The 26,863-nt window shown below is 60.6% G+C and carries 25 protein-coding genes; 13 read left to right on the top strand and 12 right to left on the bottom strand.

The window, feature by feature from the left end:
• Positions 1 to 133: 133 nt before the first annotated feature.
• Positions 134 to 919 (bottom strand): creatininase family protein, encoded by a 786-nt coding sequence (locus NKF26_RS23115; protein ID WP_253225959.1) that lies wholly within the window; start codon positions 917 to 919, stop codon positions 134 to 136.
• A gap of 296 nt (positions 920 to 1,215) precedes the next feature.
• Here NKF26_RS23115 and NKF26_RS23110 point away from each other — a divergent pair, with 296 nt between their 5' ends.
• The 10 genes from NKF26_RS23110 to NKF26_RS23065 all read left to right on the top strand — a co-directional run bounded on the left by NKF26_RS23110 (position 1,216) and on the right by NKF26_RS23065 (position 11,450).
• A complete protein-coding gene (locus tag NKF26_RS23110; protein ID WP_253225958.1) occupies positions 1,216 to 2,943 on the top strand; it encodes an ABC transporter substrate-binding protein in 1,728 nt (575 codons plus the stop codon).
• Positions 2,944 to 3,073: 130 nt separating this feature from the next.
• Positions 3,074 to 4,036: an ABC transporter permease gene (locus tag NKF26_RS23105; RefSeq protein WP_190303818.1), complete on the top strand. Its 963-nt coding sequence runs from the start codon at positions 3,074 to 3,076 to the stop codon at positions 4,034 to 4,036.
• A gap of 1 nt (position 4,037) precedes the next feature.
• The gene (locus NKF26_RS23100; RefSeq protein WP_253225957.1) at positions 4,038 to 5,030 is read left to right on the top strand and encodes an ABC transporter permease; all 993 of its coding nucleotides are present in this window, start codon (positions 4,038 to 4,040) and stop codon (positions 5,028 to 5,030) included.
• Complete coding sequence (locus tag NKF26_RS23095) at positions 5,027 to 6,046, top strand: ABC transporter ATP-binding protein (RefSeq protein WP_253225956.1); 1,020 nt, start codon at positions 5,027 to 5,029, stop codon at positions 6,044 to 6,046. The genes NKF26_RS23100 and NKF26_RS23095 overlap by 4 nt, the downstream gene beginning before the upstream one ends.
• Positions 6,039 to 7,148, top strand: a complete 1,110-nt coding sequence (locus NKF26_RS23090; protein ID WP_253225955.1) for an ABC transporter ATP-binding protein — start codon at positions 6,039 to 6,041, stop codon at positions 7,146 to 7,148. Before NKF26_RS23095 ends, NKF26_RS23090 begins: the two co-directional genes overlap by 8 nt.
• On the top strand, positions 7,145 to 7,354 hold the full coding sequence (locus NKF26_RS23085; protein ID WP_253225954.1) for a hypothetical protein: 210 nt from the start codon (positions 7,145 to 7,147) through the stop codon (positions 7,352 to 7,354). The genes NKF26_RS23090 and NKF26_RS23085 overlap by 4 nt, the downstream gene beginning before the upstream one ends.
• A gap of 605 nt (positions 7,355 to 7,959) precedes the next feature.
• Positions 7,960 to 8,655, top strand: a complete 696-nt coding sequence (locus NKF26_RS23080; RefSeq protein ID WP_253225953.1) for a plastocyanin/azurin family copper-binding protein — start codon at positions 7,960 to 7,962, stop codon at positions 8,653 to 8,655.
• A 101-nt stretch (positions 8,656 to 8,756) separates the two neighbouring features.
• On the top strand, positions 8,757 to 8,966 hold the full coding sequence (locus tag NKF26_RS23075; protein ID WP_253234940.1) for a DUF1450 domain-containing protein: 210 nt from the start codon (positions 8,757 to 8,759) through the stop codon (positions 8,964 to 8,966).
• Positions 8,963 to 10,492, top strand: a complete 1,530-nt coding sequence (locus NKF26_RS23070) for a sulfatase-like hydrolase/transferase (protein ID WP_253225951.1) — start codon at positions 8,963 to 8,965, stop codon at positions 10,490 to 10,492. Before NKF26_RS23075 ends, NKF26_RS23070 begins: the two co-directional genes overlap by 4 nt.
• A gap of 91 nt (positions 10,493 to 10,583) precedes the next feature.
• The gene (locus tag NKF26_RS23065; RefSeq protein WP_253225950.1) at positions 10,584 to 11,450 is read left to right on the top strand and encodes a bifunctional 2-polyprenyl-6-hydroxyphenol methylase/3-demethylubiquinol 3-O-methyltransferase UbiG; all 867 of its coding nucleotides are present in this window, start codon (positions 10,584 to 10,586) and stop codon (positions 11,448 to 11,450) included.
• Here the strand turns inward: NKF26_RS23065 and NKF26_RS23060 are convergent, their stop codons facing one another.
• The 3 genes from NKF26_RS23060 to NKF26_RS23050 form a co-directional block, all read right to left on the bottom strand.
• Positions 11,451 to 11,855 (bottom strand): hypothetical protein, encoded by a 405-nt coding sequence (locus NKF26_RS23060; RefSeq protein ID WP_253225949.1) that lies wholly within the window; start codon positions 11,853 to 11,855, stop codon positions 11,451 to 11,453.
• The gene (locus NKF26_RS23055) at positions 11,852 to 12,724 is read right to left on the bottom strand and encodes a ParA family protein (RefSeq protein WP_253225948.1); all 873 of its coding nucleotides are present in this window, start codon (positions 12,722 to 12,724) and stop codon (positions 11,852 to 11,854) included. The genes NKF26_RS23060 and NKF26_RS23055 overlap by 4 nt, the downstream gene beginning before the upstream one ends.
• A gap of 625 nt (positions 12,725 to 13,349) precedes the next feature.
• Positions 13,350 to 13,835 (bottom strand): gamma carbonic anhydrase family protein, encoded by a 486-nt coding sequence (locus NKF26_RS23050; protein WP_369682182.1) that lies wholly within the window; start codon positions 13,833 to 13,835, stop codon positions 13,350 to 13,352.
• A gap of 120 nt (positions 13,836 to 13,955) precedes the next feature.
• Here NKF26_RS23050 and NKF26_RS23045 point away from each other — a divergent pair, with 120 nt between their 5' ends.
• Complete coding sequence (locus NKF26_RS23045) at positions 13,956 to 15,422, top strand: YjiH family protein (RefSeq protein ID WP_253225946.1); 1,467 nt, start codon at positions 13,956 to 13,958, stop codon at positions 15,420 to 15,422.
• A 31-nt stretch (positions 15,423 to 15,453) separates the two neighbouring features.
• Here the strand turns inward: NKF26_RS23045 and NKF26_RS23040 are convergent, their stop codons facing one another.
• From NKF26_RS23040 to NKF26_RS23025, 4 genes are all read right to left on the bottom strand, one after another.
• Positions 15,454 to 16,419, bottom strand: a complete 966-nt coding sequence (locus tag NKF26_RS23040) for an alpha-ketoacid dehydrogenase subunit beta (RefSeq protein WP_253225945.1) — start codon at positions 16,417 to 16,419, stop codon at positions 15,454 to 15,456.
• A 6-nt stretch (positions 16,420 to 16,425) separates the two neighbouring features.
• Positions 16,426 to 17,577: a thiamine pyrophosphate-dependent dehydrogenase E1 component subunit alpha gene (locus NKF26_RS23035; protein WP_253225944.1), complete on the bottom strand. Its 1,152-nt coding sequence runs from the start codon at positions 17,575 to 17,577 to the stop codon at positions 16,426 to 16,428.
• A 98-nt stretch (positions 17,578 to 17,675) separates the two neighbouring features.
• Positions 17,676 to 19,199 (bottom strand): class I adenylate-forming enzyme family protein, encoded by a 1,524-nt coding sequence (locus NKF26_RS23030; protein WP_253234939.1) that lies wholly within the window; start codon positions 19,197 to 19,199, stop codon positions 17,676 to 17,678.
• Positions 19,200 to 19,294: 95 nt separating this feature from the next.
• Positions 19,295 to 20,173: a fumarylacetoacetate hydrolase family protein gene (locus tag NKF26_RS23025; RefSeq protein WP_253234938.1), complete on the bottom strand. Its 879-nt coding sequence runs from the start codon at positions 20,171 to 20,173 to the stop codon at positions 19,295 to 19,297.
• Positions 20,174 to 20,302: 129 nt separating this feature from the next.
• Between NKF26_RS23025 and NKF26_RS23020 the strand changes: the two genes are divergently transcribed.
• Entirely contained in the window at positions 20,303 to 21,535 is a 1,233-nt protein-coding gene (locus NKF26_RS23020) for an FAD-dependent monooxygenase (RefSeq protein ID WP_253234937.1), read from the top strand.
• Between the two features lie 26 nt (positions 21,536 to 21,561).
• On the opposite strand, the gene NKF26_RS23015 is transcribed toward NKF26_RS23020, so the two are convergent.
• The 4 genes from NKF26_RS23015 to NKF26_RS23000 all read right to left on the bottom strand — a co-directional run bounded on the left by NKF26_RS23015 (position 21,562) and on the right by NKF26_RS23000 (position 25,602).
• Positions 21,562 to 22,644 carry a cupin domain-containing protein gene (locus tag NKF26_RS23015; protein ID WP_253225940.1) on the bottom strand — a complete coding sequence of 361 codons (1,083 nt, stop codon included), beginning with the start codon at positions 22,642 to 22,644 and terminating at the stop codon, positions 21,562 to 21,564.
• A gap of 563 nt (positions 22,645 to 23,207) precedes the next feature.
• Positions 23,208 to 23,381, bottom strand: coding sequence for a hypothetical protein (locus NKF26_RS23010; protein WP_253225939.1), 174 nt, complete (start codon positions 23,379 to 23,381; stop codon positions 23,208 to 23,210).
• A 71-nt stretch (positions 23,382 to 23,452) separates the two neighbouring features.
• Positions 23,453 to 23,851, bottom strand: coding sequence for a thioesterase family protein (locus NKF26_RS23005; RefSeq protein WP_253225938.1), 399 nt, complete (start codon positions 23,849 to 23,851; stop codon positions 23,453 to 23,455).
• Positions 23,852 to 24,045: 194 nt separating this feature from the next.
• Positions 24,046 to 25,602 (bottom strand): class I adenylate-forming enzyme family protein, encoded by a 1,557-nt coding sequence (locus tag NKF26_RS23000; protein WP_253225937.1) that lies wholly within the window; start codon positions 25,600 to 25,602, stop codon positions 24,046 to 24,048.
• A 127-nt stretch (positions 25,603 to 25,729) separates the two neighbouring features.
• Here NKF26_RS23000 and NKF26_RS22995 point away from each other — a divergent pair, with 127 nt between their 5' ends.
• Positions 25,730 to 26,551, top strand: coding sequence for a UbiA family prenyltransferase (locus NKF26_RS22995; RefSeq protein WP_253225936.1), 822 nt, complete (start codon positions 25,730 to 25,732; stop codon positions 26,549 to 26,551).
• The last annotated feature ends 312 nt before the right edge of the window (positions 26,552 to 26,863 follow it).

Raw genomic sequence — 26,863 nt, 5'->3', positions numbered from 1 at the left:
TAAATCTTCCTCCAAAATTACCCTCGATTCCACTCACTTACGAGTTCGTTCTCTCACCCCGTCGACGGGGTGTCCAATATAGTTGGACACCGGTTCTCGGTGGTTGCGACGACGTTCGAAACGACCGTCTCGGTCACTCGTCACTCGCTCTACGACCGTCACCGCCGCTCGGTTGCTGGAGATCCTCCCAAAGCGCGGTGAGGATTCGATCGGTCGTTTCAGCGACGACAGTCTCCATGAACTCCGGATCCGAGTTTCGGGGGTCACCGCGTCCGCCCTGAACGGCCAAATCGGTGTACCACCGATACTGGCGTGCATTGTAGCTGGCCTTCCGCTCCTGTTTTTCCTTCCGTTCCGTCCTGACGAGATCCGGATGGAAGAGTTCGACGGCACTGGTCTCGTGCTCGCCTGCGTGGCTCCAATCCTCCCCGAATCGCTCGTTGAGTAGGTCTCGTGCGTACGACGTCCAATTGACGATGTACACCTCGATTCCGGTGTCGCGTTCGAGGCGGTCGGCCGCGAGTTTCAACGGGGACAGATTTCCGCCGTGGCAGTTGACGATGAGTAATCTGCTCGCCCCGTGTTCGGCGATCGACGAGCCGAGTTCCCGAATCACGGTCTGGTACGTGTCCGGCATCAGGGTCATCGTTCCTGCCCGTGTCATGTGGTGTTCGGAGTAGCCGTACGGAAGCGTCGGAAGCCGAAGCATGTTGAAATCGTGTTCCGGTGCACGTTCCACGAGAACTCGCGTGAGGTTTTCCGCCCGGAGGGTATCGACCGACACGGGAAGGTGTAACGAATGCTGTTCGATACTACCGGTGGGGAGGACCACGAAATCGGCCGCCAAAATCGATTCCTCGGCTTCCTCCCACGTGAGACCGCCCAAGTCGTAGTTCTCGTAATCCAATGAAACCGTCATTTGTTTCGATACCCTCGTGTTCCGCTCGTCGTCGTTTCCGAACGCACGTGAGTACTGAACGCTCTACTCTCCCGAATACGTGTTCTTGCCATTTCTGGATCGATCTTAGCATCTGGGCCCCCTCTATAAATAAATTTGCATACGAGGAACTTATTCTCGGGATTTCCGTGTTAGTCTTCTCCACAACCGATTCGTCGTTTTTAGCACGCATATTGACACGAATAATCGCTCAATAGCAAAAATATATATGTAGTTGATTCGATGTCCGAATGTCACGCGACACCAGACCACAGACTATGACAGGGAAGATCATCGAATACGACATCGATAGACGTGAGTTTCTCGGAATTGCCGGGGCCCTCACCGGAGTATCGCTCGCTGGGTGTACAGGAAACGGTTCTACAAACGGCGATACGAACGGGAACGGAAGCGGCGGAGGCGGCGGAACGGGTTCGAACGCGACGGTTCGGCTCAACGTTGGTATGCCCGCTGAACCGTGGAACTTCGACCCGGCACTCTGGTCGGATACGTCCTCGAGTATCATCGGCCGATTGATCTACGACGAAGTGATCGAGCTATCGACGAACACGAAGTTGCAACCCGGACTCGCGAAATCAGTCCCGAAATCCAAAAGCGGGGGAAAGGCGTTCGAGTACACGCTCCGGGACGGGCTTACGTTTCATAACGGCGACGAGGTCACCGTCGAGGACTTCAAATATTCCGTCGACTGGATTTTGAATCCCGACAACAACTCCCCCGTTCGACGGCGTATCCCGTTCGCGAGTGGGACGAAAATCGTCGACGACCGGACGCTTCGTCTCGAACTTTCCAAGCCGTTCACGACGATCAATTGGTGGCTCACCCGCGGTCTCGAAGGAATCGTTCCGAAGGGGTCGCGCGGGTCGACGTCGAAGGGGAAAGGTCCGTCCGGATTTTCGACGAACCTCACGCGGGACCCGTCCGGTGCCGGAACCGGCCCGTTCGAATTCGTGGAGTGGAAAAGCGGCTCTCACGTGCTCCTGAAGAAGAACGATGACTACTGGAAGGACGGCCTCCCGAAGGTCGACGAGATCAAATTCCTGTTCATTTCGGAGGATGCGACCCGTCTCTCGAAGCTTCGGTCGGGGAACCTCGACCTGACGAGCGCGATACCGGCCAAGGACTACAAATCGATGACGAATCGACCGAATCTCGACGGAAAGACGACCGCGGGTAACACGACCGAGGTCCTCTATCCGAACCTGATGGATACCGGGAACAATCCGATGGCGAACGTGCACAACCGGCGCGCGGTCCTCTTCGGAATCGATGCACAGGAGATACTGAAGGAAATCTTCTACGGCAACGGCGTGGTACAGAAAGGGCTGTGGTATCCGGACAGCGAATGGACGTCCCCCAATCTCAAGAAGAAGAAGCTGTACGACCCGGAGAAAGCCAGAGCCGAACTCAAAAAGGCGGGTAATCCCGACGGGTTTTCCCTCAAACTCATCACCACGAAGGGCGGTCACTTCAAGGACGAAGCCGTCATCATTCAGAATCAACTCGGCAATATCGGCATCGACGTCGAGATCAGCGTCCTCGAAAAGTCCGCGCTCTTCGATCAGGTGTACGACACGAAGGACTGGCAGATCGCGCTCGAAAACTGGACGAACGCGGTCCCCGTCGTCACGTATTGGCTCAGGTCCGGTTTCGCCGACAACAACCACAACCACGTCAACTGGCACCACGAAAGCCCGGACCTGGACGACAAGTACAAGCCGACTGGCCCGGCGGCACCGTCGGACGCGAAGGGGAACTTCTCGAACGGCCACGAGTGGTTCGTGAAGACGCTCGAAAAGGCGCAAGCGTTGGACGACCAGGGGAAACAGAAGAAGATCGTCTGGAAACTCGAGGAGTATCTCGTCGAGAACGCCATTCAGATCGACATCGCGTACAGCAACCGGTATGCGGTGTGGAACTCCGACGTTACGGGCTTCAAGATGGGCAAATTCACCTCGGATATGAGAGGAGCCAGCAAGAAATGATTCAGCCGTCGTGGTACCCACTCGTACGAGAGTAACAGATCAGGACGACCAGTATTCGCACAGAGATATATATGGAAATCAGCAACGATACGGCCGACACGCATCGACCAATGGAGAATCGATCATGACTATCGCCCGGTACGTCCTCAAGCGGGGACTGCTCGCCATTCCGGTATTATTCGGGGTGAGCATCGTGGTGTTCGGAATGGTTCACATCGCCCCCGGCGGTCCGGTTCGACTCCTGCTCGGCCCGTTGCAGGACGAGGCACTCGTCGCGAAGATACGACAGAACCTCGGCTTGGACCAGCCCATGTACGTCCAATACTGGTTGTGGATTACCAAGGTGGTGCAAGGGAATCTAGGCACGTCGTTGACGATACAGCCGGGAACGCCCGTAACGAAACTCATCGCCGACCGCCTCCCGCTCACGATCGAGCTTGCGGTCTTCGGACAGCTTCTGGCCGTCCTCATCGGCATCCCGGCAGGGATCATCGGCGCGCTCCGTCAGAACAAACCGACGGACCACGTCGCACGCATCGGCGCGCTCGCCGGTATCTCCATTCCCGACTTCTGGCTCGGCGTCGTCCTCATCATGGTGTTCGGCGTCTTCTTCCAGTTCAAATGGGCGACCGGCGGGTGGGTCCCGCTATGGCAGGACCCCGTCTCGAACCTGAAGCACATCTTGCTACCGACCATCGCCCTCGGAACCGCTCACGCGGCGATCATTCAACGGATGACGCGTTCGGAAATGCTTGAGACGATCAACCAGGACTACATCCGAACCGCGAGAGCGATGGGAATCAAGAAATACGAGATCATATTCAAAGACGCCACGAGGAACGCGCTCATCCCCGTCGTCACCGTCATCGGTACCGGATTCGGCGGATTGATGAACGGGGCCGTTTTGACCGAGTCCGTGTTCAGCTTACCGGGCGTTGGACGCCTCCTCATCCTCGCGATCAGCCGACGGGATTACCGGGTCATACAGGCGCTCGTCCTCTTCATAGCGATCGTCTTCGTGTTCATGAACCTCGCCGTCGACGTTCTGTATGCGTATCTCGACCCGCGAATCCGTCAGGAGGGGCAGAACTGACATGGCGACCGAAGACGCCACTCGGTCCGAGCGAATCGGACCACACCGAACGCAGTTGCAGCAGTTCTGGCACGACTTCCGGCGGAACCGACTCTCCTTGGTCGGTGGCGCGATCATCGGAATCGCCGTCTTCGCCGCGATTCTCGCACCGGTACTCGCGCCACATCCACCCGCCGCGCAGTACGACGCTCCGGGGATGTCACACAATCCACTCCCACCTGGCTCAACCGTCATGATAAAGAACGAGAACGGACAGGTCGTCGGATCGACTACCGTATTGCTCGGGACCGATAACCACGGGCGGGATATCCTGTCGCGAATACTGTTCGGGCTCCGAACGTTGCTCACGGTATCGCTCGGTGTCGTGATCTTCTCGATGATCGTCGGCGTGGCCGCGGGCGGAGTTGCCGGTTACTACCGCAACTCGTGGGTCGACGAGGGGATCATGCGATTCATGGATATCCTCTTTTCGTTCCCCAGTCTGATCCTCGCCATCGCTGTGGTGGGGGTGCTCGGCGTGGGAACGACGAAATTCGGTTCGTTCGTGATACCGAACATCCTGAAGATAGTGATCGTCATCGGCATCGGATACATCCCGAACTTCGCTCGGGTGATGCGCGGGGCGGTTCTCAGGGAGATGGAGGAGAACTACATCAACGCCGCGAAGTCCATCGGAGCGGGGGATATCCAAATCCTCACCCAAGAGGTCGCGATCAACACCATCCCGGTCATCATCGTTCAAGCGACGCTCTACATGGCGACCGCGATTCTCGCCAGCGCGGGACTCTCGTTCCTGGGGCTCGGGTTGCAGCCACCGACGTCCAGCCTCGGATTGATGCTTTCGAACGCCAGGAGCTACATTTACAGCGGTCAATGGTGGTTCCCGGTGTTCCCCGGAATCGGGATCATGCTGATCATCCTCGGGTTCAACCTGCTCGGCGACGGTCTACGTGATGCGCTCGATCCGCGGTACACCGAGGAGGGTCGAGAATGACGGCCGAAGCGGTTCTCCGGGTCGAGGACCTCGTGACGCGTTTCTACACGGAAGAAGGCGTGGTCAAAGCCGTCGATGGAAACTCGATCACGCTACACGAGGGAGAGATACTCGGAATCGTGGGCGAGTCCGGATCGGGGAAGAGCGTCAGCGCCCTGTCGATCATGGGCCTGATCGATTCCCCCGGACGAATCGAATCGGGGACGATTCGATACCGCGGTGAAGACCTGCTGGAGAAGACGGACGAGGAGATGAGACGACTCCGCGGTGACAAGATTTCGATGGTGTTCCAGGACCCGATGAGTTCGCTGAATCCCGTCTACACCGTTGGGAGTCAAATCGCACGGGTCGTCCGGGAGCACCGAGGTGTTTCGAAGCGGGATGCTCGGGAACGAACCATCGAACTGATGCGGGAAGTCGGTATTCCCGAACCCGAAGCGCGCGTGGACAACTATCCGCACGAGTTTTCGGGCGGGATGCTGCAGCGTGCGCTCCTGGCGATGGCGATTTCCTGTGACCCGGATGTGCTCATCGCCGACGAACCGACGACGGCGCTCGACGTGACCATCGAAGCGCAAATCTTCGAGGTACTCGACGACCTGCAAGAGAAGTACGGGATGAGCATCATCCTCATCACGCACGACCTCGGCGTCGTCGCCGGTACCTGTGACCGCGTCGCGGTCGCATACGCGGGCCGTATCGTCGAACGAGCCACCGTCGATGCGCTGTTCGAGAACCCACGCCATCCCTACACTCGCGGATTGATGCGCTCGATCCCGCGCGTTCGCGGGGGTCGAAGCCGACTGACGCCCATCGAGGGACAGGTTCCGAACCTCACCGCACTTCCGTCGGGGTGTTCGTTCTCCCCCCGCTGCGTCCACGCGACCGAGGAATGTCGGACGTACGACCCGGAGCTACGAACGGTGGAACCCGGACGGGAAGCGGCGTGCATCCATGCCCGAGGATACGGCGCACACGACGTAATCGCTTCGCGCGAGGAGGTGGCCGATGACTGACGACACCGAGGAATCGTTCCTCCGAGTGGCGGATCTTCGAAAGGAGTTCGTTCAGAACGACGGCGTCATCGACAGACTGCTCGGGTCGACCCGGGAGGTAAAAGCGGTACGTGACGTTTCGTTCGATATCCAGCAGGGAGAGACGCTCGGCCTGGTCGGGGAGTCCGGTTCGGGGAAATCGACGACGGCACGGAGTCTACTCAGACTGATCGAACCGACCGCAGGCACTGTCACGTTCGACGGAACGGACATCACTTCCCTTTCCGAACGGGAGTTGAAGCGATTCCGAAAGCGGATGCAGATCGTGTTCCAAGACCCCGCATCCAGTCTCAACCGTCGAAAGACGGTCGATCAGATCATCCGTCAGCCGATGAAGATCCACGGATTGTACGCCGGGGAACGAACGCAACGGGTTCGAGAACTGATGGAACAAGTGGGACTCCCATCGGGGTACTCCAACCGATACCCGCACGAGTTCTCCGGCGGGCAACGCCAACGGATCGGGATCGCACGAGCGCTGGCAGTCGAGCCGGATTTCCTCGTCTGTGACGAACCTGTCTCCGCACTAGACGTCTCGATTCAGGCGCAGATATTGAACCTTCTCACGGATCTTCAGGACGAGTACGACCTCACGATACTGTTCATCGCACACGATCTGTCCGTTATTCGTCATGTGTGTGACCGGGTCGCGGTGATGTATCTCGGTGAGATAGTGGAGGTCAGCGACACGGAGTCGTTGTTCAGGAGCCCACAACATCCCTACACGAAGTCGCTCATTCGTGCGATTCCCGAACCGGATCCGACGCTCGCCCGGAAGCGGGAAGCGCTGTCTGGAGAGGTTCCGTCCCCGATAGACCCCCCATCCGGGTGTTCGTTTCACCCGCGTTGTCCCATGGCAACGCCGGAATGTCAATCACGAGACCCATCCCTCGAACAAGTATCGGGAGCGAAGGCATCACATGAGGTGTCGTGCATTCACGTCGATAAGTTCGAAGAAGGGTCGGATATCCGAGTCGATGATCGGTCGGTGGATCGATACGCGCCGGAAGCGTTCGATCACGAGTCCGAAGCGACGCCGATATACGAGGAGGAACAGCGATGAATCTGCGGACGGACGACGTGCTGATGCCCGTGATCCACCTCGGGTTGACGTTCGTGATCGTGGCAGCGTATCACTGGTTGCTCCCCCTGTCCGGGATGGTCGGGTTCGTCGTTCTGATCGCCCTCTCGATCACGACGTGGGTGATCGTCCAGTTGCTGTTTCTTCGTCGGAACGGACCCCAGCATCGGAACGTGGAATTCCGGTAACACTCCGATCCGGATGGGAGTCGAACTGCAAACGTTCGATTCTGCGGGTGCGAATTCGACGGGTGCTACGCGCTGTCGTTTCGTAGACGTCTCGTAACCTCGTTGCATAACCGACGAACCGCCGAGGTAGAGTGCGGAACGTCTCGGCCACCGATCCTCGAAGGAGTTTGAAGATTTCATAAACTCGATGTCGCAATACAGATTCGAGGCGACTGGAAGGCACGCACCGAAGGATCGGGTCGGATCGAGATCCCCTAGCACCCTTCGGGAAAGAATCGACGTTTTACTGACGGTGCGCTCGATGCAAATGGCATCAGCTACTGGCTCGATTATTGGTTGATGCAAATGATCAGTTCATCGATGACGATGCGGTCGTAAACTCGAAAGGAGATGCGATCACTGCTGGATTCGTCCCCTAATCACGGACGAGCAGTATGTCGAAATCGGCACCACTACGCTTTTTGACGACCGGATAGTATGTCTCTGATGAGACCGCTTACGATACACCGACGACGAGCGGTCCACGGGGGGACATGGATGTACGCAACAAGCACGAACGACGGAAAGGGGGAGACGACGGTTCTCACGCAAACCGTCGATGGAGTATGAAACGAAGAACGTTCATCGCCGGTCTCGGTACCGGAGCGGCCGGGGCGACTGGAACCGTCGCCGCCCAGGATTCCGGCGATTCGGGGTCGGGAAACGGTGCCAATCCTCGGCGAGGAAGCGGAAGCAAATCCGACCCGTACGTCGTGGATATGGTGACGAGCGGATCGAGCTACTACTTCGACCCCGTCGGATTGTACGTCGAGAAGGGCAGTTACGTCCGCTGGGTGATCGAGTCGGGAGGCCACTCGACGACGTCGTACTCCAAGAACAATCCCAACTCGTCGTCGTCACTGATTCCCGACGGAGCGAAGTCGTGGGACAGCGGCGTCATCAACCAAGGACATTTCGACTACCAGTTCACCACCGAAGGGACGTACGACTACTACTGCATTCCGCACAAGACCCTCGGCATGGTTGGCCGCATCGTCTGCGGAAGCCCTGGCGGTCCGGCGGAGAAAACGCAGATTCCGGACGACGTCGGTTCCGGCATCATGCCGGACGGGAAGACCATCGTGAAGAAACAGTCGCTCTCGTACCCGTACGTTCCGACCACGGGCCACGGTGGGCCGCCAGCGTTGTTCTGGGCAGGGGCAGGCATATTCGGAGCCGTGAGTCTTTACCTGTTCCACATCTACGACGTGAAAACGGGGCGGTACGACGAGGACCACTCCGAATACCCGAAAACGAAGTAGGCGTTCAACCGTGACCGCGAAAGCCGAGTCGCATTTCCCACGCGGATCGGGTCACTTCGACCACCCGAGTCTTTATCGAAACGGATGAGCAATCACGGGGCATGTCTCCGACGGTCGAATACTGCCTGAGAAACGTCGAGGAGGACGTACGATGCCGGTTACGGGAAGTCGGCGCGGACGAACATCCTTGCCTGGAACACTGCGGTATCTGTTATGCGCGGCCGTTTCTGGTGGTCGATGGAACCCTCAGGGACGGCGACGACCACGAGGAACTGCTCGACGGTAGTAGACGTGAGACGGAGGACCGATGAACGTTCTCTTCGTCTCCATCGACAGTCTCCGCCGCGATTTCCTCGGTGCATACAGCAAGAAACCGGCCGTCGTCGGGTACGACGTCGAGACGGACAACCTCGACCGATTCGCGGAGAAAGCGGCCGTCTTCGACACGCACTACGCCGGGAGTCTCCCGTGCATGCCCACCCGGCGGGAGTGGCAGACGGGGACACAGGAGTTTCTCTGGCGGCCCTGGGGACCCATAGAGCCGTTCGACGCGACGCTTCCCCAACTGCTCCGGAAGAACGGCACCCTGACCGAACTGATAACCGACCATTACCACTATTTCCAACACGGGAGCCACGGCTACTACGAGGACTATAACGGTTTTTCGTTCGTTCGAGGGCAGGAGATAGACGCGTGGCGAACCGTTCCGAAGGAACCGGACGACCGGATGCGCGGACGACTCGCCGGAGCGGCCAGCACCCACCCCGACTCGCTCCGGTTTCGAAACCGAAACCAGTACGCTCGAAACGTCGATGAGTTCGAGTCGGTGGACGACTTCTTCGCGCCGCGGGTGTTCTCGTCGGTCACCGACTGGCTGGAACGGAATCAGGAGTGGGAATCGTGGTACTGTAACGTGGACAGCTTCGACGTGCACGAACCGTTCCACTGTCCGGAGCCGTACGCGTCGATGTACACGGACGAGGACCCCCGCGACGGCGACTTGCCCATTTGGCCCCACTACGGGAGAGTCGACAGCGGGCAGAGCGAACTGACCGAGCGACAACTCGACTTCCTTCGGTCGCAGTTCGCCGGGAAGGTGACGATGGTCGACCACCAGTTCGGGGACGTGCTCGACGCGCTCGATGAGCAGAACTTGTGGGACGAGACGATGGTCGTCGTCACGTCGGACCACGGATTCCTCCTCGGCGACCACGGCTGGATCGGGAAAAACGACGGGCCGGTGTACGACGTTCTCGCCAGAACCCCGCTGATGATTTGGCACCCGGACAGTCCGCGAATGGGCGAGCGGGTGTCGGAACTCACGTCGGCCGTCGACCTGTACGCGACGGTGCTCGACGCGCTCGATGTGGAGATACCGGGGCAGACTCACAGTCGGAGCCTGTACCCGCTCCTGATGGGCGAGACGGAGCGACACCGGGACTGGGCACTGTACGGCTACTGGGGGTCGTCGGTAAACGTCACGGACGGCGAACACACCTACCTCCATCCGTGCGACGGGGACGTTCCCACGGACTGTTACTCGACGACGATGATGAACCCCCGTTCGTGGTTCACCCCCGTCACACCGAAACACGATGCCGACGCCGGTGAGTTCCTCCCGTACAGCGAGTCTCCCGTATGGCGTTACGCCGGAAAGTCGTACGAACAGCACGATCGACCCATGCTGTTCGACGTTCGGACCGACCCCCGACAGCGAACGAACCTCGCCGGGGACGCGACCGACGTCGAAGGCGAACTGCGCGACGTCCTCCGCGATGCCATGGCGGAACTCGGCGCGCCGGAGACGCAGTTCGAGCGCCTCGGTCTCGCCGAATGAGCTTCCCGAGGGGAAATCGACGCCGCTTCCGGTCGGTACTCGGACGGGTCCGAGGGTTCTCACCCGCTCCGAGAACCAATTGGTAACACATATGCAATACATTGATGCGAGCGACGGCGACATCCTCCGTATGGACCATCACGAATACATCGAGGAGAATCGCGATCACTGGGACGAACTCGCGGAACACCATCCGGAAACCGACTTCTACGACGTCGAGGCGTTCCTCGACGGTGAGTCGTCGCTTCGGCGACTCGAACGGGAGGAGTTGGATATCGCCGACAGGAGGCTGTTACATCTCCAATGTCACTTCGGGATGGACACCCTCTCGTGGGTGCGGAACGAGGGTGTGGCCCACGCGACGGGCGTCGATTTTTCGCCGACCGCCATCGAGACCGCACGCGAGTTGCGGGACGAAATCGGCCTCACGCCGGAACGGGCGCGGTTCGTCGAGAGCGACGTCTACGAACTGCCGTCGAATCTGGACGGGACCTTCGAGGTGGTGTTCACCTCCTACGGCACCATTTACTGGCTTCCCGATTTGGGACGATGGGCGGACGTCGTCGCCACCCACCTCAAACCCGGCGGGACGTTCTACATCGCGGACGGACATCCGCTGACGAACCCTTTCGCGTACGAAAGCACCGCCGAGAGCTTGCAGGTCGCACATCCCTACTTCAACACCGAGGCGGTCACCGAGGAGTTCGACGGTAGCTACGCCGGGTGGGACTTCGGCCTGGAAAATCAGCGCTCGCACGGATTCTCGCACTCGATGGAGGACATCGTCACCGCGCTGATCGATGCGGGCCTCAGAATCGAGTTCCTCCACGAACACCCGTGGGCCACGTTCGGTCGGTTCGAAGCCATGGAACCGGACGACGACGACCGATGGCGACTTCCCGATATAGAATACGAGCTACCGTTCACGTTTTCGCTAAAGGCGACGAATCCCGCCTGACTATCGCTCCGGGTCGCGCCGTCGCTCGATGATGAGTTCGACGATCCGTTCCGGCTCCTCGGCCGCGAGCGAGAGGACGGCGTCGTGAATCTCACGCTTTTCCTCGTCGCGGATACCCTCCCGACGGAGTTCGGGGACGACGGAGATGCCGATCGCGTCCTCGAACTCGTCCCACGTCTCGCCGCGCGCATAGAGGGGGCGCTGGCGAACTTCGGAATAGTCGAACGACGGCCCCGAGACGGGGGCGGACGACTCCTCCGTTCGGTCCGACCCCTGGTCCGACGATGACTCCGGCGAGGTGGGGGCGTCCGTGGATTCGACGACGGGTTCGTTCGAACCCTCGACCGTGTCGTCCGAGTCGTCCTCGACCGCTCCCAAATCGTCGAACGGGTTCGCATCGGTCATCGTTCGACACCTCCGTTGGCGACGATGGTGGCCAACTCGTCGAAGTTTTCGAGTTGGCTGTTGTCGGGGTCGTAATCCATCAGTGGCTGCTGTGCTTTCAACGATTTCGAAAGCGCTGCGCTGTATCGGATTCCGGGTTTCGGGGGTTTCATCTCTCCATTATCGATGGCATCGAACTGGTCGGCCGTGATACGCGCGAAGTTCGGGACTTTTCCCTCCGTCGCGTCGGCGGTGTTGAGGTTTTCGAGCAGTTCGCGGTCTTCCGTTCGGTGATCGATCCGTTCGCGGAGTTTGTTCGGGACCAACGCGAGCACGTCGATGTCGATATACTCTCGGGAAGGGGTGATGAGTCGCTCCATCGTGCGTTTGTATCCGCCGATGGAACTGGATCCGGGTTCGAGCGGGATGATGACGTTGCCCGAGGCGACCAACGCGTTGTTGTTGAGCATGCCGGGGTAGGCCGGACAGTCGAACACGATGTAGTCGTACCGCTCGCCGAGCAGTGGGTCGACGATCTTCGTCTTCACCCGTGCGGAGCCCTGCAATGCCCCCGCGAGGTCCTTTTCCACGTCTTCGAGCGAATCCGACGACGGAAGGAGATCGAACCCGAACTCCGTCTCCTGGATCAGGTCGGAGACGGTCGCGTCCCCGTTGTCGAGGATAACGTCCCCGAGGTTCGTCTCCCCCCGATAGACGGTCCCGAAGCCGAGACCGTTGGTCGCGTGGCCGTTCGGATCGAGGTCCGCGAACAGGACGCGACCGCGTTCGGAAAGCTGTCGCGCGAGGTTCATCGAAATCGTTGATTTGCCGACGCCGCCCTTCAGGATGACCACGCTTACGGCGCGTGGAGTGTCTATGCTAGCTCCCATTTTGTTTTACCCAGCCGTCGCGATTTTTGGTAGGTAGCTCAGGTACAACAGCCACCTATTATGACTCGTACGCTCGTTTCGACGGTTAAAAGAGCCATCCTACCGAGAGGATATAAAGTTGCCGTAAGTAGATGCCTGAGCTACAATAGGTAGCTCAGATTCAATAGCTTAGTTACCTATTGTAGAAAATTGGGGCGTCACACCCGTGAAATCCGTAGCGGAATACGAACAGCGCACGAATACGGGTCGAACACGACGAACATCGATAGAGAGATGGTGGTAGAGTCACACATCCATAGAAATACGCTACATTTTTATTTTAGTAATTTGGAAGTAATAATCCAGAAAACGTTGACTTATAGGAAATTGTAGAAACGGTAGGGAAGTGTTCCGTCGTACTATCCGGTTTTATCGAATTATCCGTCCCCTTTCGTAAGTTCTGATATTCGAATTATTCCTGTGTTTCTACGACAATCGATGATTGTGGTGCTTCGTCGATGCGAGTGGCTACGTTACCCCAATCGAACCCCCTTCATCGTCGTCGTAATCGGACGATCACCCTTCCGGAATCCGCGTTCCGGACTTCGGTCTCGGTTCGATGTTCAACCGCGTCTAACGCCGTCAACTATCCGCGGAACCGTTGACCGAGGTCAACGTAGTGTTCGTGCGTGTTCGATATTTCTTCCAACTGTTCGTCCGTGAGCGGTTTGATCTCGGCGGGCGTTCCGTACGCCAGATGGCCTTCCGGAACGACTTGGTCCTGCAACACGACGGCGTTCGCCGCGACGATGCAGTTCGATTCGACGGTCGCACCGCCGAGAACGGCGCTCTGCATCCCGACGAGCGAGTGGTCCTCGACGGTCGCAAAATCGACGACAGCGCCGTGTCCGACCGTCACCTCGTCGCCCAACGTGGCCCCGTGCAACATCGTGAACTCCTGGACGTTCGTCTCCGCGCCGACGCGGACGGGACCGCGGTCCCCCCGCAAGCAGACGAACGGCCAGAGACTGGACCGTTCCCCGACGGTGACGTCGCCGACGAGGTACGCCATCTTCGAAACGAACGCGCTTTCGGCGGTCATAGGAGACCTCCCCTCGAATTTCTCCTGCATGGTCGACCGTATGAACGTCCGCCGACCTAATTTCGTCGATCGTTCGATAATCGTCCATCGAGCGAAAAGTGTCACACGCCAACGTACAACATTTTTCTACATCCCTCACGATTTAAAACTATGTTCGGCCAGAAGCCTTGGCAGTCATCTAGCCAACGGACTTGGAAACGGGAGGAAGACCAAGGGCAAGCAAAGACGATTCACGACGCTGAAACGGGTTCGTTCGAGACGATTCCGGTGTTGCGATTCCTGTTCGCGTTCTGCCTCGGCGTGTTCTTCTTCCTCGTTCCCGTTTCGTGGGAGGGCCAGATCACCGTCCCGTTCGACATCGCCGCCGGATTCATCACGGGAGCGTTTCCCACCCTCACCAGCGTCGCCGGGCTAGCGTTGATAACTGCCGGAGGTGCCCTCTCGCTCGTCGCGGAACTCCAGGACCGGGGAACCGTCGCGTTGGACGACCGAACCGTCGAACGATTCGACCTCGACTACTGGAAGACGACGCCCCTCTTCTGGCTCCTCCGGATTCTCGGCATCTTCGTGGCGTTCCTCCTGTTTTTCGACGTCGGTCCGGATATGTTGCACACCGACCTCGTCGGTGGTCTCGTCTGGGGGAAAATCGTCATGAGCATCGTCGTCATCATCCCGCTCGGGGCGGTGTTCGTGAACCTGCTCGTCGAACTCGGCGGCCTCGAATTCGTCGGCACGCTGGCGCGACCCGTCATGCGACCGGCGTTTCGACTGCCGGGACGTGCCGCACTCGACTCGCTCGCCTCCTGGATCGGCGCGTTCACGGTCGGCTACTACGTGACGTACAACGTCTTTCACCGCGGCGGCTACCACAAGCGCGACGTGTTCGTCATCGCCACCTGCTTCGCGCCGGTGAGTATCGGGTTCGTCGGCGTCGTCGTCTCGACGGTCGGTCTCCTGCAGATATTCCCGCTCATTCTGGTGTCGTGGGGCATCGCCGTACTACTCTGCGGGGTCATCCTTGTCCGCGTGCCGCCTCTCAGCAACATTCCCAAGGAGTACATCGCCGAGCCTTCGCCGGAACCCTCGTTCACCGGCACCCCGACCGACTACGGTCGGTTCGCCGTGGGGAAGGCCTTGGACGAAGCGGAGAACGGTCGCATCCTCTCCACGGCGGTTACCGGACTGATCGACGGGTTGAAAGTGACGGCGATAACGCTCGGAACGGTCGTCGCCATCAGCACGGTGACGCTCCTCGTCATCTCCCAAACCGACGTGTTTCGGGTGGTCTCCGCACCGCTCGGCGTCGTCATCGCCGGTCTCGGCATTCCACAATCGAATCAGGTCGCGTCCGCGATACTCATCAGCGGTATCGAGCAGGTGTCGGCGGCGGCCGTCGTCGCGAAGACGAGCGCGATGGCCCGCTTTTTCGTCACCATCGTGTCCATCTCCCAGATCATCTTCTTCGCCGCGTCGGCCCCGATGATGATGGACATGTTCAACGACATCCCGGTTCGATTCCGCGACCTCATCGTCATCTTCGCGCTTCGCACGGCGATTCTGATTCCGACCGCGGCGATCCTCGCACACGTCGCGAACTATCTGGGACTCCTGCCGTAGTCACGTCGAAAAAATCGATTCCCGACTCGACTCAGTGGTCGAGAACTCGTCGAATACCCTCCTCGATGCGGGGCGGATTCGGAAGGTAGTAGTCCTCCATCGAGAGCAACGGGACGGGAACGTCGAACCCGGTAACGCGCTCGACGGGCGCTTCGAGGTGGTACAGCGCGTCGTCGTTGATACGAGCGACGAGTTCGGAACCGAACCCGCCCGTCCGGGCCGCTTCGTGCACCACCAGCGCTCGGCCGGTCTTTTTCACCGACTCCACGACCGTCTCGTGGTCGAGCGGCGAAATCGTTCTGAGGTCGATAATCTCGGCATCGACGCCGAGGTTCGCCACGGCCTCCATCGTCGGTCGCATCATCGCGCCCCACGAGATGACGGTCAGTTCCGACCCTTCGCGCCGCACGGCGGCCGTTCCGAGCGGTTCTTCGTAGGATTCCTCGGGTATCTCCCCGCGGAACGACCGATAGACGTGTTTCGGTTCCATGAACAACACGGGGTCCGGGTCGCGTATCGCGGCGATGAGGAGTCCCTTGGCATCGCGCGGCGTGCTCGGAACGACGACCTTCAAACCGGGGACGTGACCGTACGCGCCTTCCAGGCTCTCCGAGTGATGTTCGAGCGCCTTGACCCCCGCGCCGTACGGCGTCCGAACGACGAGCGGCGCGGTCCATTCGCCGCGAGTTCGCCACCGCATTCGGCTTGCCTGCGTGACGAGTTGGTCGAACGCCGGGGTGAGAAAGCCCGAAAACTGTATCTCGGCGACGGGGCGGAAGCCGTACGCCGCGAGTCCGACAGCACCGCCCACGATGGCGATTTCCGAGAGCGGCGTGTCGACGACCCGTTCGCCGCCGAATCGGTCCTTCAGTCCGTCGGTGGCGCGAAAGACGCCGCCGCTCTCCGCGACGTCCTCGCCGAAGACCAACACGCGGTCGTCGTCCGCCATTTCGCCGTGTAACGCGTCGTTGATTGCGCCGACGATGGTTTCTTGCATGTTCGGTCACCCCTTGGGCCGCTGTTCGATGTGATCGTCGGCGTCCGGTCGCGCTTCGAGGAACGCCTCGAACTCGGCCAGTTGCCGCCGAAGAGACGGCGGCAGTTCGGCGTACAGATACTCGAACATCTCGCGGACGCTCCGCTCCTCGTACTCGTCCGCGGCGGCCAGCGCGGCGTCGAACTCGTCGTCGATGTCGTCCACGAGTGCTTCCCGGTCGATATCCCCCCACAGCCCTTCCGAGCGCAGAAACGACTCGTACCGCGTGAGCGGGTCTCGCTCCTCCCACTGGTCCACCTCGGACTGGTCGCGGTATCGACTCGGGTCGTCGCTGGTCGTGTGCGCGTCGAGACGGTACGTCACCGATTCCACCAGCGTCGGGTTCCCGTTGCGGGCGGCGTCGCGCGCTTCGGAGACCGCCTCGTACACGGCCAGCACGTCGTTTCCGTCGACGCGAATGCCGTCGATTCCGTACCCGACCGCTCGTTGTGCGAGTGAGCGGGCGTTCGTCTGCTTCTCGAACGGCGTCGAGATGGCGTACTGGTTGTTCTGACAGAAGAACACCGCCGGGGCGTCGAGCACGCCCGCGAAGTTCACCGCCTCGTGGACCGCACCGGTGCTGCTCGCTCCATCGCCGAAGTACGCCGCGACGACGGAGTCGCTGTCGGAGAGTTTCATTCCCCACGCGGCACCGGTGACGACAGGGAGGTGTCCGCCGATGGAGATGGCTATCATCTGGTCGTGTTTCGCCAGTTCCCGGTTCGCGTCCGCGACGCCACGCCAGAACAGGATCAGGTCCCGCATCGGTAGCCCTTGGAGCAACATCGCGCCCGCTTCGCGTCCCATCCCGAGCAACCAATCGTCGCGTTCGAGCGCGTATCCGGACCCGATGATGCTCGCCTCCTGTCCGCGGCCCGAACCGAACGTCCCGACCTGTCCGCGCCGCTGGAGCTTTACCATCCGTTCATCGAACGTCCGCTCGACGAGCATCCATCGGTACAGGTCGCAGAACGCTTCGTCGTCGAGGCTCGGAACCTCGTCGGAATCGTACGAACCGTCGGGAGCGAGGATTCGAAAGCGTCCGACGTCGAGATCCTCCTGTGAGACCCGCCCTCGGTTCGGTCCGGTCGACACCGTTGCGCTACTGTCGTTGGCCATGGCTTCTTACCACCGTTGTTTCGAACACGCACGGTCGAGAGATAAATCCATCGGGGACGTGTCATGGTGACAAGCCATACAAGAGACGTGGGCGAACGTCACTCCAACTCTCGGAGTTCGTATCGCAGTATCTTGCCACTCGGGTTGCGGGGGAGTTCGTCGACGAACGCGTACTCGCGGGGACGCTTGAAGTCCGCGAGGTCGTCGTTTCGCAGGCACCAGTCGTCCAACTCCGCCGCCGACAACCCGTCGTCCGCGACGACGTACGCCTTCACGATTTCGCCCCAGTTGTCGTGCGGTGCGCCGATGACGCCGACGTCCCGGATTTTCGGGTGGGAGACGAGGACATCTTCCACGTTCTCGGGGTGGATGTTCTCCCCGCCGCTGATGAGCATATCGTCGGCGCGGCCGGTGAGGACGATGTTTCCGTCCTCGGTCCGACGGGCCGCGTCGCCGGTGAAGAACCAGCCGTCGCGGACGGCCTCGGCGGTTCGCTCCGGCTTGTTCAGGTAGCCGTCGAACGCGAGCGGGGAGTCGGTGTTGACGATGAGTTCACCTTCCGTCCCGCGTTCGACCACATCGTCCGGTGTCCCGTCCAGTTCGACGATTCGCACCTCGTAGAAGAGATTCGCCGGGCCGGTCATCGCCGGGTTATCGTCGCCGTCCAACGCGGCGTGTGCGGTCGTTCCGAACGCCTCCGTCGTGCCGTACTGGTTCGTGATGTGCTCCGGGTCGAAGACATCCACGACGCGGTCGAAGAGGTTCGAACTCATCGGCGCGCCCGAATACCCCACGGCCCGCACGCTACTGACGTCCGCCTCGTCTATCGCGTCGGTTTCGAGGTACTGGTTGAATATCGTCGGCGCTTCGTGGAGGGCACTGACGTTCCACTCGGGAATCGACCGAACGCAGCGTTCGGGGTCGAATTCCGGCATACAGAGGTAGGTTCCGGAGACGCTCAACGCGGCGCACAGGACGCCGTGCAGTCCGACGGTGTGGTACAGCGGCATGACGCCGATGAGCGTCTCGCCGAGGTAGTACCGCTGGCCCATCGCGTTGACGAGCGTTCGCCCGGTCGTCGCTCGATGGTCGAGGAGGATTCCCTTCGGGTCGCCGGTCGTCCCCGAACTGTACAGGATGACGCTCGGGTCCTCGCTCGACGGGACGATTTCCGGTTCGTCCGCCGACGCGTCCAGCAGCGAATCGAACGCCGTCGTTCCCGACGGCGGGTCGTCTCCGACGTAGATTCGGCCGGAATCGAGCGAGTCGACGGCCGCTTCCACCGCCTCCCGCGACAAGTCGTCGTACAGTAGCACGTCCGCGTCCGAATCGGCGACGTGATATTCGACGCCGCCGGGAGCCACCCGGAAGTTGAACGGGACGGCGACGGCCCCGACGAACTGCGTCGCGAGGAACACCATCGCGTTCTCCGGTCGATTTCCCATGCAGACGGCGACCCTGTCCCCACATCCGATGCCGCGCTCGCGCAGTCCATTGGCGAGCGAATAAACCTGGTCTGCCAGTTCTCGGTACGTGAACTCCCGTCCGGACTGGAGGTTCACGATGGCAACGGTGTCCGGCGTCCGCGCCACCGATTGCCTGAACAGTTGCGGAAATAGCATACCCGCCTATTGAGAACATACCACAAATAATGTTCGGGGTACCGGGAGGTGCAAGCCTCGACCAAGAACCTTGACAGCGATCATACTTCTAGCAGTCAGTTCTGGCCGCCCTTCTGAACGTCCACGTCCTCGAATCGAACGTCGCTGCCTGTGACGTCGACGCTCATCGAACCGACGTTCTCGATTTCGGCGTCCACGGTGTCGCCGTCTTCGAGTGCGCTCACGCCCTCGGGCGTTCCCGTCGTGATAACGTCGCCCGCCTCGACAGTCGACCCGATGGACGCGTACTGGACGATGTCGGCGCAGGTGTACACCATGTCGCCGGTGTTCTCCTGCTGGCGCGTCTCGCCGTTGAGTCGGAGTTCCATTTCGAGGTCCTGCGGGTCGCCGATTTCGTCCGGCGTCACGACGCAGGGGCCGATGACGGTGAACGTGTCGTAGGATTTCCGGTTCGACCGGTCCTGGTCGCCGCGAATTGAGATGTCCAACAGGATGGTGTAGCCGAAGATGTGGTCCCACGCGTCGTCCGCGTGAACGTCCTTGACGTCGTCGTCCATCACGAACGCGAGTTCGATTTCGTGGTCGGTGCGTCGGTCAGCGAACGGCAACTCGATACCGTGGTCCGGGCCGACGACGCTCGACGGAGCCTTCAGAAAGTAGCCCTTGTCCTCGATGGTAAACCACTCCTCGGTGGTGATATCGCGGTCGGCTAACGCCTCCTCGATGTGGTTTTCGTAGTTCAGCGGGGCGGCGATGACCTTGCCGGGTCGCTGGACGGGTGAGTTGAGTTCGACGTCGTCCCGGTCGTGGTCGGGGGATGCGTCCGCGTACTCGCTGGCGTCGTACTCGCCGCGGATGTATTCGAGCAGCGGGTCACGCGACTCGATGCCCAATCGCTCGGTCAGGTCGATGATACCGGTCCCGTCGTCGGTGAGCAGTCCCAGTCGGTCGCCGTCGAAGTGGACGAATCGCATGGAACCATATCCGTTCAGCGTACACATAAAAGATTGCGTTGGAAATCCGAATATAACGCGCAGTCGTTGGATGTGAGAGTCTCCGACAAGGAAACTAACTAATAGGGCGAATCCGTCGTTAGGTGTAGAATGGGTTCCGACGAAAGTGGCAGTGAGTCTTCAGTAATCGTCACCGGTGCCGGTCCGACCGGGATGACCGCCGCACTCGCGTTGCACGCTCGTGGCGTTCCGGTTACGATCCTCGAAGCAGATCCGCAGGACCGAGAACGACCCGGTAGCCGGGCGATATACATCCACGGCGCGACGCTTCACACCCTCGAACAGAACAGTCCGGGGTTGGGCAAAAAGCTCGCCGATGAGGGAATCGTCTGGCCGACGAGACGGACGCTCTGGCGCGGCAAACAAGTGTTCGAACGGACGTATTCGAATCCCGGTGGCTCCGGCGAACTACCGCACTTCACCAGTCTCCCACAGGTGTGGACGGAGGATTACATGCTCGAAGCGCTCGAAGACGCGGGCGTCGAAGTTCACTGGGATTCTCCCGTCGAAACGGTCGAGTCGTCCCTCGACGGCGTCCGCGTCGAGACGGAGGACGGCGACGAATGGGAGGCGTCCTATCTCGTCGGTGCCGACGGTGCCGGTTCGACCGTTCGCAAGCAAATCGGGGCCGAGTTCGACGGCGAGGAGTCGAAGAACTCGTTCGTCATCGCCGACGTGGAGGAGGACCCCGAAAATCCGAGACGACTTGAGCGGGTGTTCCACTACGACCACCCGACCGTTGACGGCCGAAACGTCCTGCTAGTCCCGTTTCAGGGCGGTTGGCGGGTCGATATCCAGTGCAAGGAGACCGACGACCCCGAGCGTCTCGCCAACGACGACGTCATTAGCAACCTCGTGGCGACGACGCTCGGCGAACGCTACCGCGACCGCGTCTCGTGGGTATCGACCTACCAGTTCCTCCAAGTTACCGCGGACAGGTTCATCGACGACCACCGTCGCGTCCTGCTCGCGGGCGAGGCGGCACACCTGTTCGCCCCGTTCGGCGCGCGGGGGATGAACTCCGGTATCGCGGACGCCGACGCGGCGGCATCCGCCATCACGGTCGCATTGCAGTCGAACGTCGATTCGGTCAGACGGGCCGAAGTCGAGCAGTACGCCGCGCTACGCGAGCGGTCCGCAGCCTGGAACAAGGATGCCGCCGGGCAGGCGCTCGAATACCTCCAAGGGGACAGTCCGGTCACCAAGGCGAAAAAGCGCCTCGCGGCGGCCGCCTCCGACCACTGGGAGCGCGCCGGAGAGTGGCTCGACGACGCACCTTACGGCCCGCACGGCAGTCCGCCGACCTCAGTCGGCCAGTACTGAACGAGAAAACGAGGTCTTTTTTACATCTACGAGGGCTGTGCCTCGGCGTAGAAGTTGAACGCCTCGAACACCGGTCGGTCGGTCATGCCGAGGAGAATCGCCTCGTCGTCGGGTTCGTGGTGGTGAGTCGCGTCCGGCGGCACCACGAAGATGTCCCACTTGCCCCACTCCAGCGCCTCGTCGTCCACGTGGGTCGCACCCTCGCCCTCGATGACGAAGTACACCTCCGTCGCGTTGTGGAAGTGCGGGTCCGTCGGCCCTTCGTTCACCAACTGCGCGCGAAAGGACATCGTCGGGAACAGCGGTTGGTCCCCCGTCGCTGGATTGACGTACGCGAGACTGTACCCGTCATGCGGGTCGGGTTCGTCGTTGTCGGACCGCTGGCGGAGCGTCTCCAGCATCTCGTCCCACCCGAAGCGGTACGGCGGCGTCGCCTCGCGGACGCCCTCGAACGGTCCCGGAATGGAACCGTCGGACTGCTGATCGGCGGGGCGGCCGCGACCGTATTGGGAGTCCCAGTAGCCCTGCGTTTTGGTCACGGGTTGGCGTTCGAGTTCGTGATTCTCGAACACCTGTCGCTTGTTCAGCGAGTCCAAGAAGAGGGGGAGGTCGAGGACGTCCAGCCATGCGGCTGTCTCGTCAGAGTCGTTGACGTGGTCGTGCCACTCCCACTGCGGCGTCGTGACGAGGTCGTTGTCGCGCATCGGGAACTCCTCGCCCGCGACGACCGTCTTCATCTCCTCGTTACCGTCGATGGTGAACCGCAGGGCGTTCGCCGAGTGGCGGTGCGACGGGGCGGTCTCCCCCGGCGAAACCGTCTGCACCCCGACGTAGATAGTGTTCGAGATGGCGTTGCCGAGCGCGGTGTTGATCGGAACCGCGACCCGCCGCTGGAATCCCGGCGGCAGGTCGGCGATGGGCACGTCATCCTCGATGCTGTCGATGGCGGTCTGGATGTCCTCCCACTTCCAGATGTCCGGTTCGAGGTCGTCCATGACGTTCCCGAAGTCGTCCTCGACCTCCCAGAGCGGGCGGAGGCCGTGTTCCTCCAGAATGCTTCGCGTACCGGAACTCAGCTCTAAGAGTTCCTCCGGGTCCTTCTGAGCCATAGTCACACATTCGCACAGATTCATCATAAGTCTAGTGGACACGGCCATCTGGTGGTGGTCGGAGACGAGCGACGACGGGGATTTGGTTCGCTTCGAAGAGGCGTGTTTGCGTGGTGTAGAGTTACGGTTGCTGCGAAGCAGACCACCCCTGTCCGCTCGTTACGCAGAGATTTGGTTGGCCTTTCTTGGATTACAACTACCGAGCGGCAATGAAACCGCAACCGCACCGCCGCCGCATTGCACCACATTCCCTGTGCGAGACCGACCAATCGACACGGCGCGCGAGGTCCTCGTGAACGGAGTGAACGAGTGGCTCGTCAGAGCTCCGCTCTGACGGTGGATGACGACCAAGGAGCGAAGCGACGATGGGAGTTCTCGTGAGCGACAGGGGAGCGAACGAGCGGGGGGTTTCGGGGTCTGCCTTCCAGTAACTGCAATCACACACCAATCAAACACGTCTCGTTGTCGCGAACCAGAGAGAACGTTCGAAATCTGCCGCTCGGTGGTCCGATCACATCAAACCCAGAATCACCACGAAAAGACGAATCGTACACCGCGTATCGTCACTCCGCCTGCGCATCGAAAACTTCGTCGGAAGGGAAGACTGACCGGCAGTCTTCACAGACCATCTGGCCCTGAATGGCGTACTCCCAGAGCTTTCCGCCACAGCTCAGACAGTCGAAGTGCGCCTGCACGAACGGACTCTCCTCGGCGTAGATGTTGTCGAACTCGGCCATGGTAGTACATGACGATGGGAATCCCAAAAGCGTATCGTCCGCGACGAACTGCTCGAAGTTCGAGACCCGACTCAGTCGGCATAGGGTTCCAACGCTTCGCGGAGGTCGTCGGGCAGTTCCATCGAACCCTCACTGCCGGTGCGGGCGCAGACGCGTTGTTCGTACCCCGAGAACGCCACTTCGCCGTCGCAGCGCGCGACGTACTCGAACCGAACGCTTCGATTGCCGAGCGACGGCGTGAGTCCGACGGTAACTTTATCGCCCGCCTCCACGGGATTCTCGAACTCGAAGTTCACCTCGACAATGGGCAGACCGTACCCGTGGTCCTGTGAAATCTCCCAGAACGGAAAACCGATATCCTCCATGAAGATGTCGGAGGTCTCGTGGACGGCCTCGATGATACGCGGGTAGTAGGCGATACCGAACGGGTCGGCGTCGGAAAACCGCACCGTCCAGATGCGCTCGTACATTTCAGTTCACCTCGTCTCCGCTGTTTCCCGTCGTCCGGGACATCGAAACCCGCGATAGCGTCCGGAACGTACCAGTATCCACGATAGCGTCCGATTCGAACATTCGTTTGAAACTCACAGGGTGGCAATAGAGAGAGAACCGTGATATACGTTTTCCCGATCCAGCGGTATTCACACTCCGGTCCGAGTCGGCGTCAACTGAAGTGGCGCTCAACGAGACGCTCTCGCTGTATCGTTCCCGTGTCGGTTCGCGGCAGGGAGTCGGTGACAATGGCGTACCGTCGCGGGCGTTTGAAATCGGCGAGCGAGTCGAGGTTCCTGCAGAACGCGTCGAGTTCCTCCGCATCGAGTGACCCCCCATCGAGCGACTCCTCGGTGACCACGACGCTCGTGACTACCTCCCCCCAGTGATCGTCGTCCACCCCGAACACGCAGACTTCCCGTACCGCCTCGTGTTCCTCCAGCGCGCGTTCGATTTCGCGAGGATAGACGTTCTCCCCGCCGCTGACGATCATATTGTCGACGCGGTCGACGACGTAGAGGAATCCGTCGTCGTCCACCCGTGCCACGTCGCCCGTTCTGACCCACCCGTCGAAGTATGACTTCCGTTCGGCTCGTTCGTTATCGATATACCCGGTCGACATTCCGGGACCGCGGGCGATGATTTCGCCGCGTTCGCCCGCATCAACGACCGCCGTCGGGTCCGGATGCTCGGTCGGCGTCGCGGCTTCGACCACGCGCAACTCCCAGACGAACGACTCTTTGCCGATGGTTCCGGGATGCTCCGCTTGAACGGACGGGTGGGCGAACGCGAGATTCGGTCCGCCTTCGGTCAACCCGTAGGTGTTGTAGACGTTTTCGGTGAGCAGTGTCGCGGTCCGTTCGATCAGGCTCTCGGTCACTATCGAACCGCCGGTCCGGATGTACGACAGCGATTCGACACCATAGTTCGCGTCGGCCTGCGCGTCGTTCAGCGCGTTCAGTTGCGTCGGGACGGCGAGCATCCCCGTCACGTCGTGTTCCTCGATGAGTTCGAGCGCCTCGTCCGGATGGAATTGCGAGTGCAGGACGAGCGTGGCCCCCGCGAGCAGGTGAGGGTACAGCCACGCGTCGGTCGTCACCATGTGATACCATGGCGTCGTCACGAGTGCGACGTCGGTCTCGTCGATGCCGTGTTCCATGACGACCTGCGTCGCGCCGAGCCACATTTGTTCCTGATCGAACCGGACCGCCTTCGGTTGGCTCGTCGTCCCGCTGGTGTAGAACACGGCGCACTCGTCTCCGTCGGGCAATGCCTCCTCGCGATCGGATGGAGCAACCGAGAGCACGGTCCCGTATGACTCCACGTCGGGACGGTCGAGGCTCCGTGTTCCGACGTGAATCGCGGTCTCGAACGCCCCGCCGTCGAGCATCGAAAGCGCGGCCTCCGCGTTCGCGTCGTCGAATATCAGGCCCGCCGCGTCCGCCGTCTCGGCCATCGAAACTAGCTCCCTCGAACTCCCCCGAAACGGAAGTTGGACAGTGGCCGCGCCGCGCTTCTGTCCCGCGATCATCGATGCGACGGTGGCGGACCCATTGCGCGTGAGGACCGCACATCGCTCGGACGGGATTCGCGCTTCGAGAGCGTTCGCCAGTTCGGTGCTTCGTCGGTCGAGTTCCTCGTAGGTGAACTCGGTACCATCGTCGGTGACGATAGCGGTATCTGTCGTGTGCACTCGGGCGGTTCGGTCGAACGCCTCTAAGTAGTTCATAGTGTATCTGCGGTATGGTACAGCATACCGACAGTGACTATTAATTGTTGTGATTAGCGAGGTATCTGCACTCGTGTCGGAGGACGATTACGGGAGGATTTTTGTACGCCTTCGAGCAACGATACCCATGCTCGCCGAAACCGCCCGTTCACAGGGCCGCGGACTCCTCTCGTACCTCCACCCCGCGTTCATGGGTCCCGCCGTGGGGATGTCGCTGTTCGGGGGGCTTCTCGCCCGGGAGTTCGCCGCCGTTCCGGGTACGGTCCACGCTTTCGCGGTCGGACTCGCGCTCTACACGGCTCACCTGAAGGACGGCTACGTCGACGGCCACCTGCGCGGCGAGGAGACGCCAGCCCTGTCCGCCATAACGAACCGACAGTCGATTTGGGTCGCCAGCACCGGATTCGCCGTCGTTCTGGGTGCGCTGTGGCTGACAGTCGGGTTCGTCTCCGTACTGTGGGTCGTCCCGCTGTGGATACTCGCGATGCTCCACGCACCCTATCTCGATAAGAATCCCCTCGGCGGAACCGTCGGCTATCCGGTCGGTATCGCGTTGGCTATCGGCGGCGGGTTTTTCGTTCAAGCACACCGTCTCCCGGTTCGAATCATCGGAGTTTCGCTCGTGTTCCTCGTGCTCCTCTCGGCCGTCAAGATTTCGACCGACAGGGAGGATTACGAGTTCGACCGTTCGATCGAGAAACGAACCGTCCCGGTCGCGCTCGGTACGGACACGGCGAACGAGATCAGCATCGGGGTGTTCCTCCTCGCTTCAGCACTCGTCGTAGGATTGATTGCCGTCGGGACGTTTCCCCCACTGACGACCATCGCGGCGGTCTTCCCGCTTTGTGCGGCGTGTGTCTCCGCTTTCGTATCGAGGGACAGGTCGATTCGTCTCCAGATGCTGCTGATGTACCCGTTCGCCGCTACGCTCTTTCTAACGCTTCGATGAATCGAACGCTGTCGAGCGTTACACTACGGAACCCACAACCCACGAAGGTCTACTACGGAATCGACCATCGAGCGTTCCTCCTCCGGAACTCCCTATCGAGTGCTCACCCTCCACCACCGAATGTCCACCCTCGCTACCAATCAGCCGACCGCTATACACTCGCGATTCGATCGACGACATGTGTTCGATGCCAACGAACGATTGCATTCGGAAGAGAGTGAGGTCGAGGACGACAAAATGACCACGAGGGGACAACAAGAGCGGTTTATCGGCCATTTTCGGCCGTCTAAGAGCTCACAGTAGTATGACGCT

This window comes from Haladaptatus sp. AB618 (assembly GCF_024136965.1).
GTDB lineage: Archaea > Halobacteriota > Halobacteria > Halobacteriales > Haladaptataceae > Haladaptatus.
Note: the sequence above shows the minus strand (reverse complement) of the source record. Positions and strands in the feature narration are given on the sequence as shown.

Bases quoted from the DNA above. Each gene is read 5' to 3' on its own strand.
- NKF26_RS23115 (WP_253225959.1), bottom strand. From the start codon at position 919: ATGACGGTTTCATTGGATTACGAGAACTACGACTTGGGCGGTCTCACG.
- NKF26_RS23110 (WP_253225958.1), top strand. From the start codon at position 1,216: ATGACAGGGAAGATCATCGAATACGACATCGATAGACGTGAGTTTCTC.
- NKF26_RS23100 (WP_253225957.1), top strand. From the start codon at position 4,038: ATGGCGACCGAAGACGCCACTCGGTCCGAGCGAATCGGACCACACCGA.
- NKF26_RS23095 (WP_253225956.1), top strand. From the start codon at position 5,027: ATGACGGCCGAAGCGGTTCTCCGGGTCGAGGACCTCGTGACGCGTTTC.
- NKF26_RS23090 (WP_253225955.1), top strand. From the start codon at position 6,039: ATGACTGACGACACCGAGGAATCGTTCCTCCGAGTGGCGGATCTTCGA.
- NKF26_RS23085 (WP_253225954.1), top strand. From the start codon at position 7,145: ATGAATCTGCGGACGGACGACGTGCTGATGCCCGTGATCCACCTCGGG.
- NKF26_RS23080 (WP_253225953.1), top strand. From the start codon at position 7,960: ATGAAACGAAGAACGTTCATCGCCGGTCTCGGTACCGGAGCGGCCGGG.
- NKF26_RS23075 (WP_253234940.1), top strand. From the start codon at position 8,757: ATGTCTCCGACGGTCGAATACTGCCTGAGAAACGTCGAGGAGGACGTA.
- NKF26_RS23070 (WP_253225951.1), top strand. From the start codon at position 8,963: ATGAACGTTCTCTTCGTCTCCATCGACAGTCTCCGCCGCGATTTCCTC.
- NKF26_RS23065 (WP_253225950.1), top strand. From the start codon at position 10,584: ATGCAATACATTGATGCGAGCGACGGCGACATCCTCCGTATGGACCAT.
- NKF26_RS23060 (WP_253225949.1), bottom strand. From the start codon at position 11,855: ATGACCGATGCGAACCCGTTCGACGATTTGGGAGCGGTCGAGGACGAC.
- NKF26_RS23055 (WP_253225948.1), bottom strand. From the start codon at position 12,724: ATGGGAGCTAGCATAGACACTCCACGCGCCGTAAGCGTGGTCATCCTG.
- NKF26_RS23050 (WP_369682182.1), bottom strand. From the start codon at position 13,835: ATGCAGGAGAAATTCGAGGGGAGGTCTCCTATGACCGCCGAAAGCGCG.
- NKF26_RS23045 (WP_253225946.1), top strand. From the start codon at position 13,956: ATGTTCGGCCAGAAGCCTTGGCAGTCATCTAGCCAACGGACTTGGAAA.
- NKF26_RS23040 (WP_253225945.1), bottom strand. From the start codon at position 16,419: ATGCAAGAAACCATCGTCGGCGCAATCAACGACGCGTTACACGGCGAA.
- NKF26_RS23035 (WP_253225944.1), bottom strand. From the start codon at position 17,577: ATGGCCAACGACAGTAGCGCAACGGTGTCGACCGGACCGAACCGAGGG.
- NKF26_RS23030 (WP_253234939.1), bottom strand. From the start codon at position 19,199: ATGCTATTTCCGCAACTGTTCAGGCAATCGGTGGCGCGGACGCCGGAC.
- NKF26_RS23025 (WP_253234938.1), bottom strand. From the start codon at position 20,173: ATGCGATTCGTCCACTTCGACGGCGACCGACTGGGACTGCTCACCGAC.
- NKF26_RS23020 (WP_253234937.1), top strand. From the start codon at position 20,303: ATGGGTTCCGACGAAAGTGGCAGTGAGTCTTCAGTAATCGTCACCGGT.
- NKF26_RS23015 (WP_253225940.1), bottom strand. From the start codon at position 22,644: ATGGCTCAGAAGGACCCGGAGGAACTCTTAGAGCTGAGTTCCGGTACG.
- NKF26_RS23010 (WP_253225939.1), bottom strand. From the start codon at position 23,381: ATGGCCGAGTTCGACAACATCTACGCCGAGGAGAGTCCGTTCGTGCAG.
- NKF26_RS23005 (WP_253225938.1), bottom strand. From the start codon at position 23,851: ATGTACGAGCGCATCTGGACGGTGCGGTTTTCCGACGCCGACCCGTTC.
- NKF26_RS23000 (WP_253225937.1), bottom strand. From the start codon at position 25,602: ATGAACTACTTAGAGGCGTTCGACCGAACCGCCCGAGTGCACACGACA.
- NKF26_RS22995 (WP_253225936.1), top strand. From the start codon at position 25,730: ATGCTCGCCGAAACCGCCCGTTCACAGGGCCGCGGACTCCTCTCGTAC.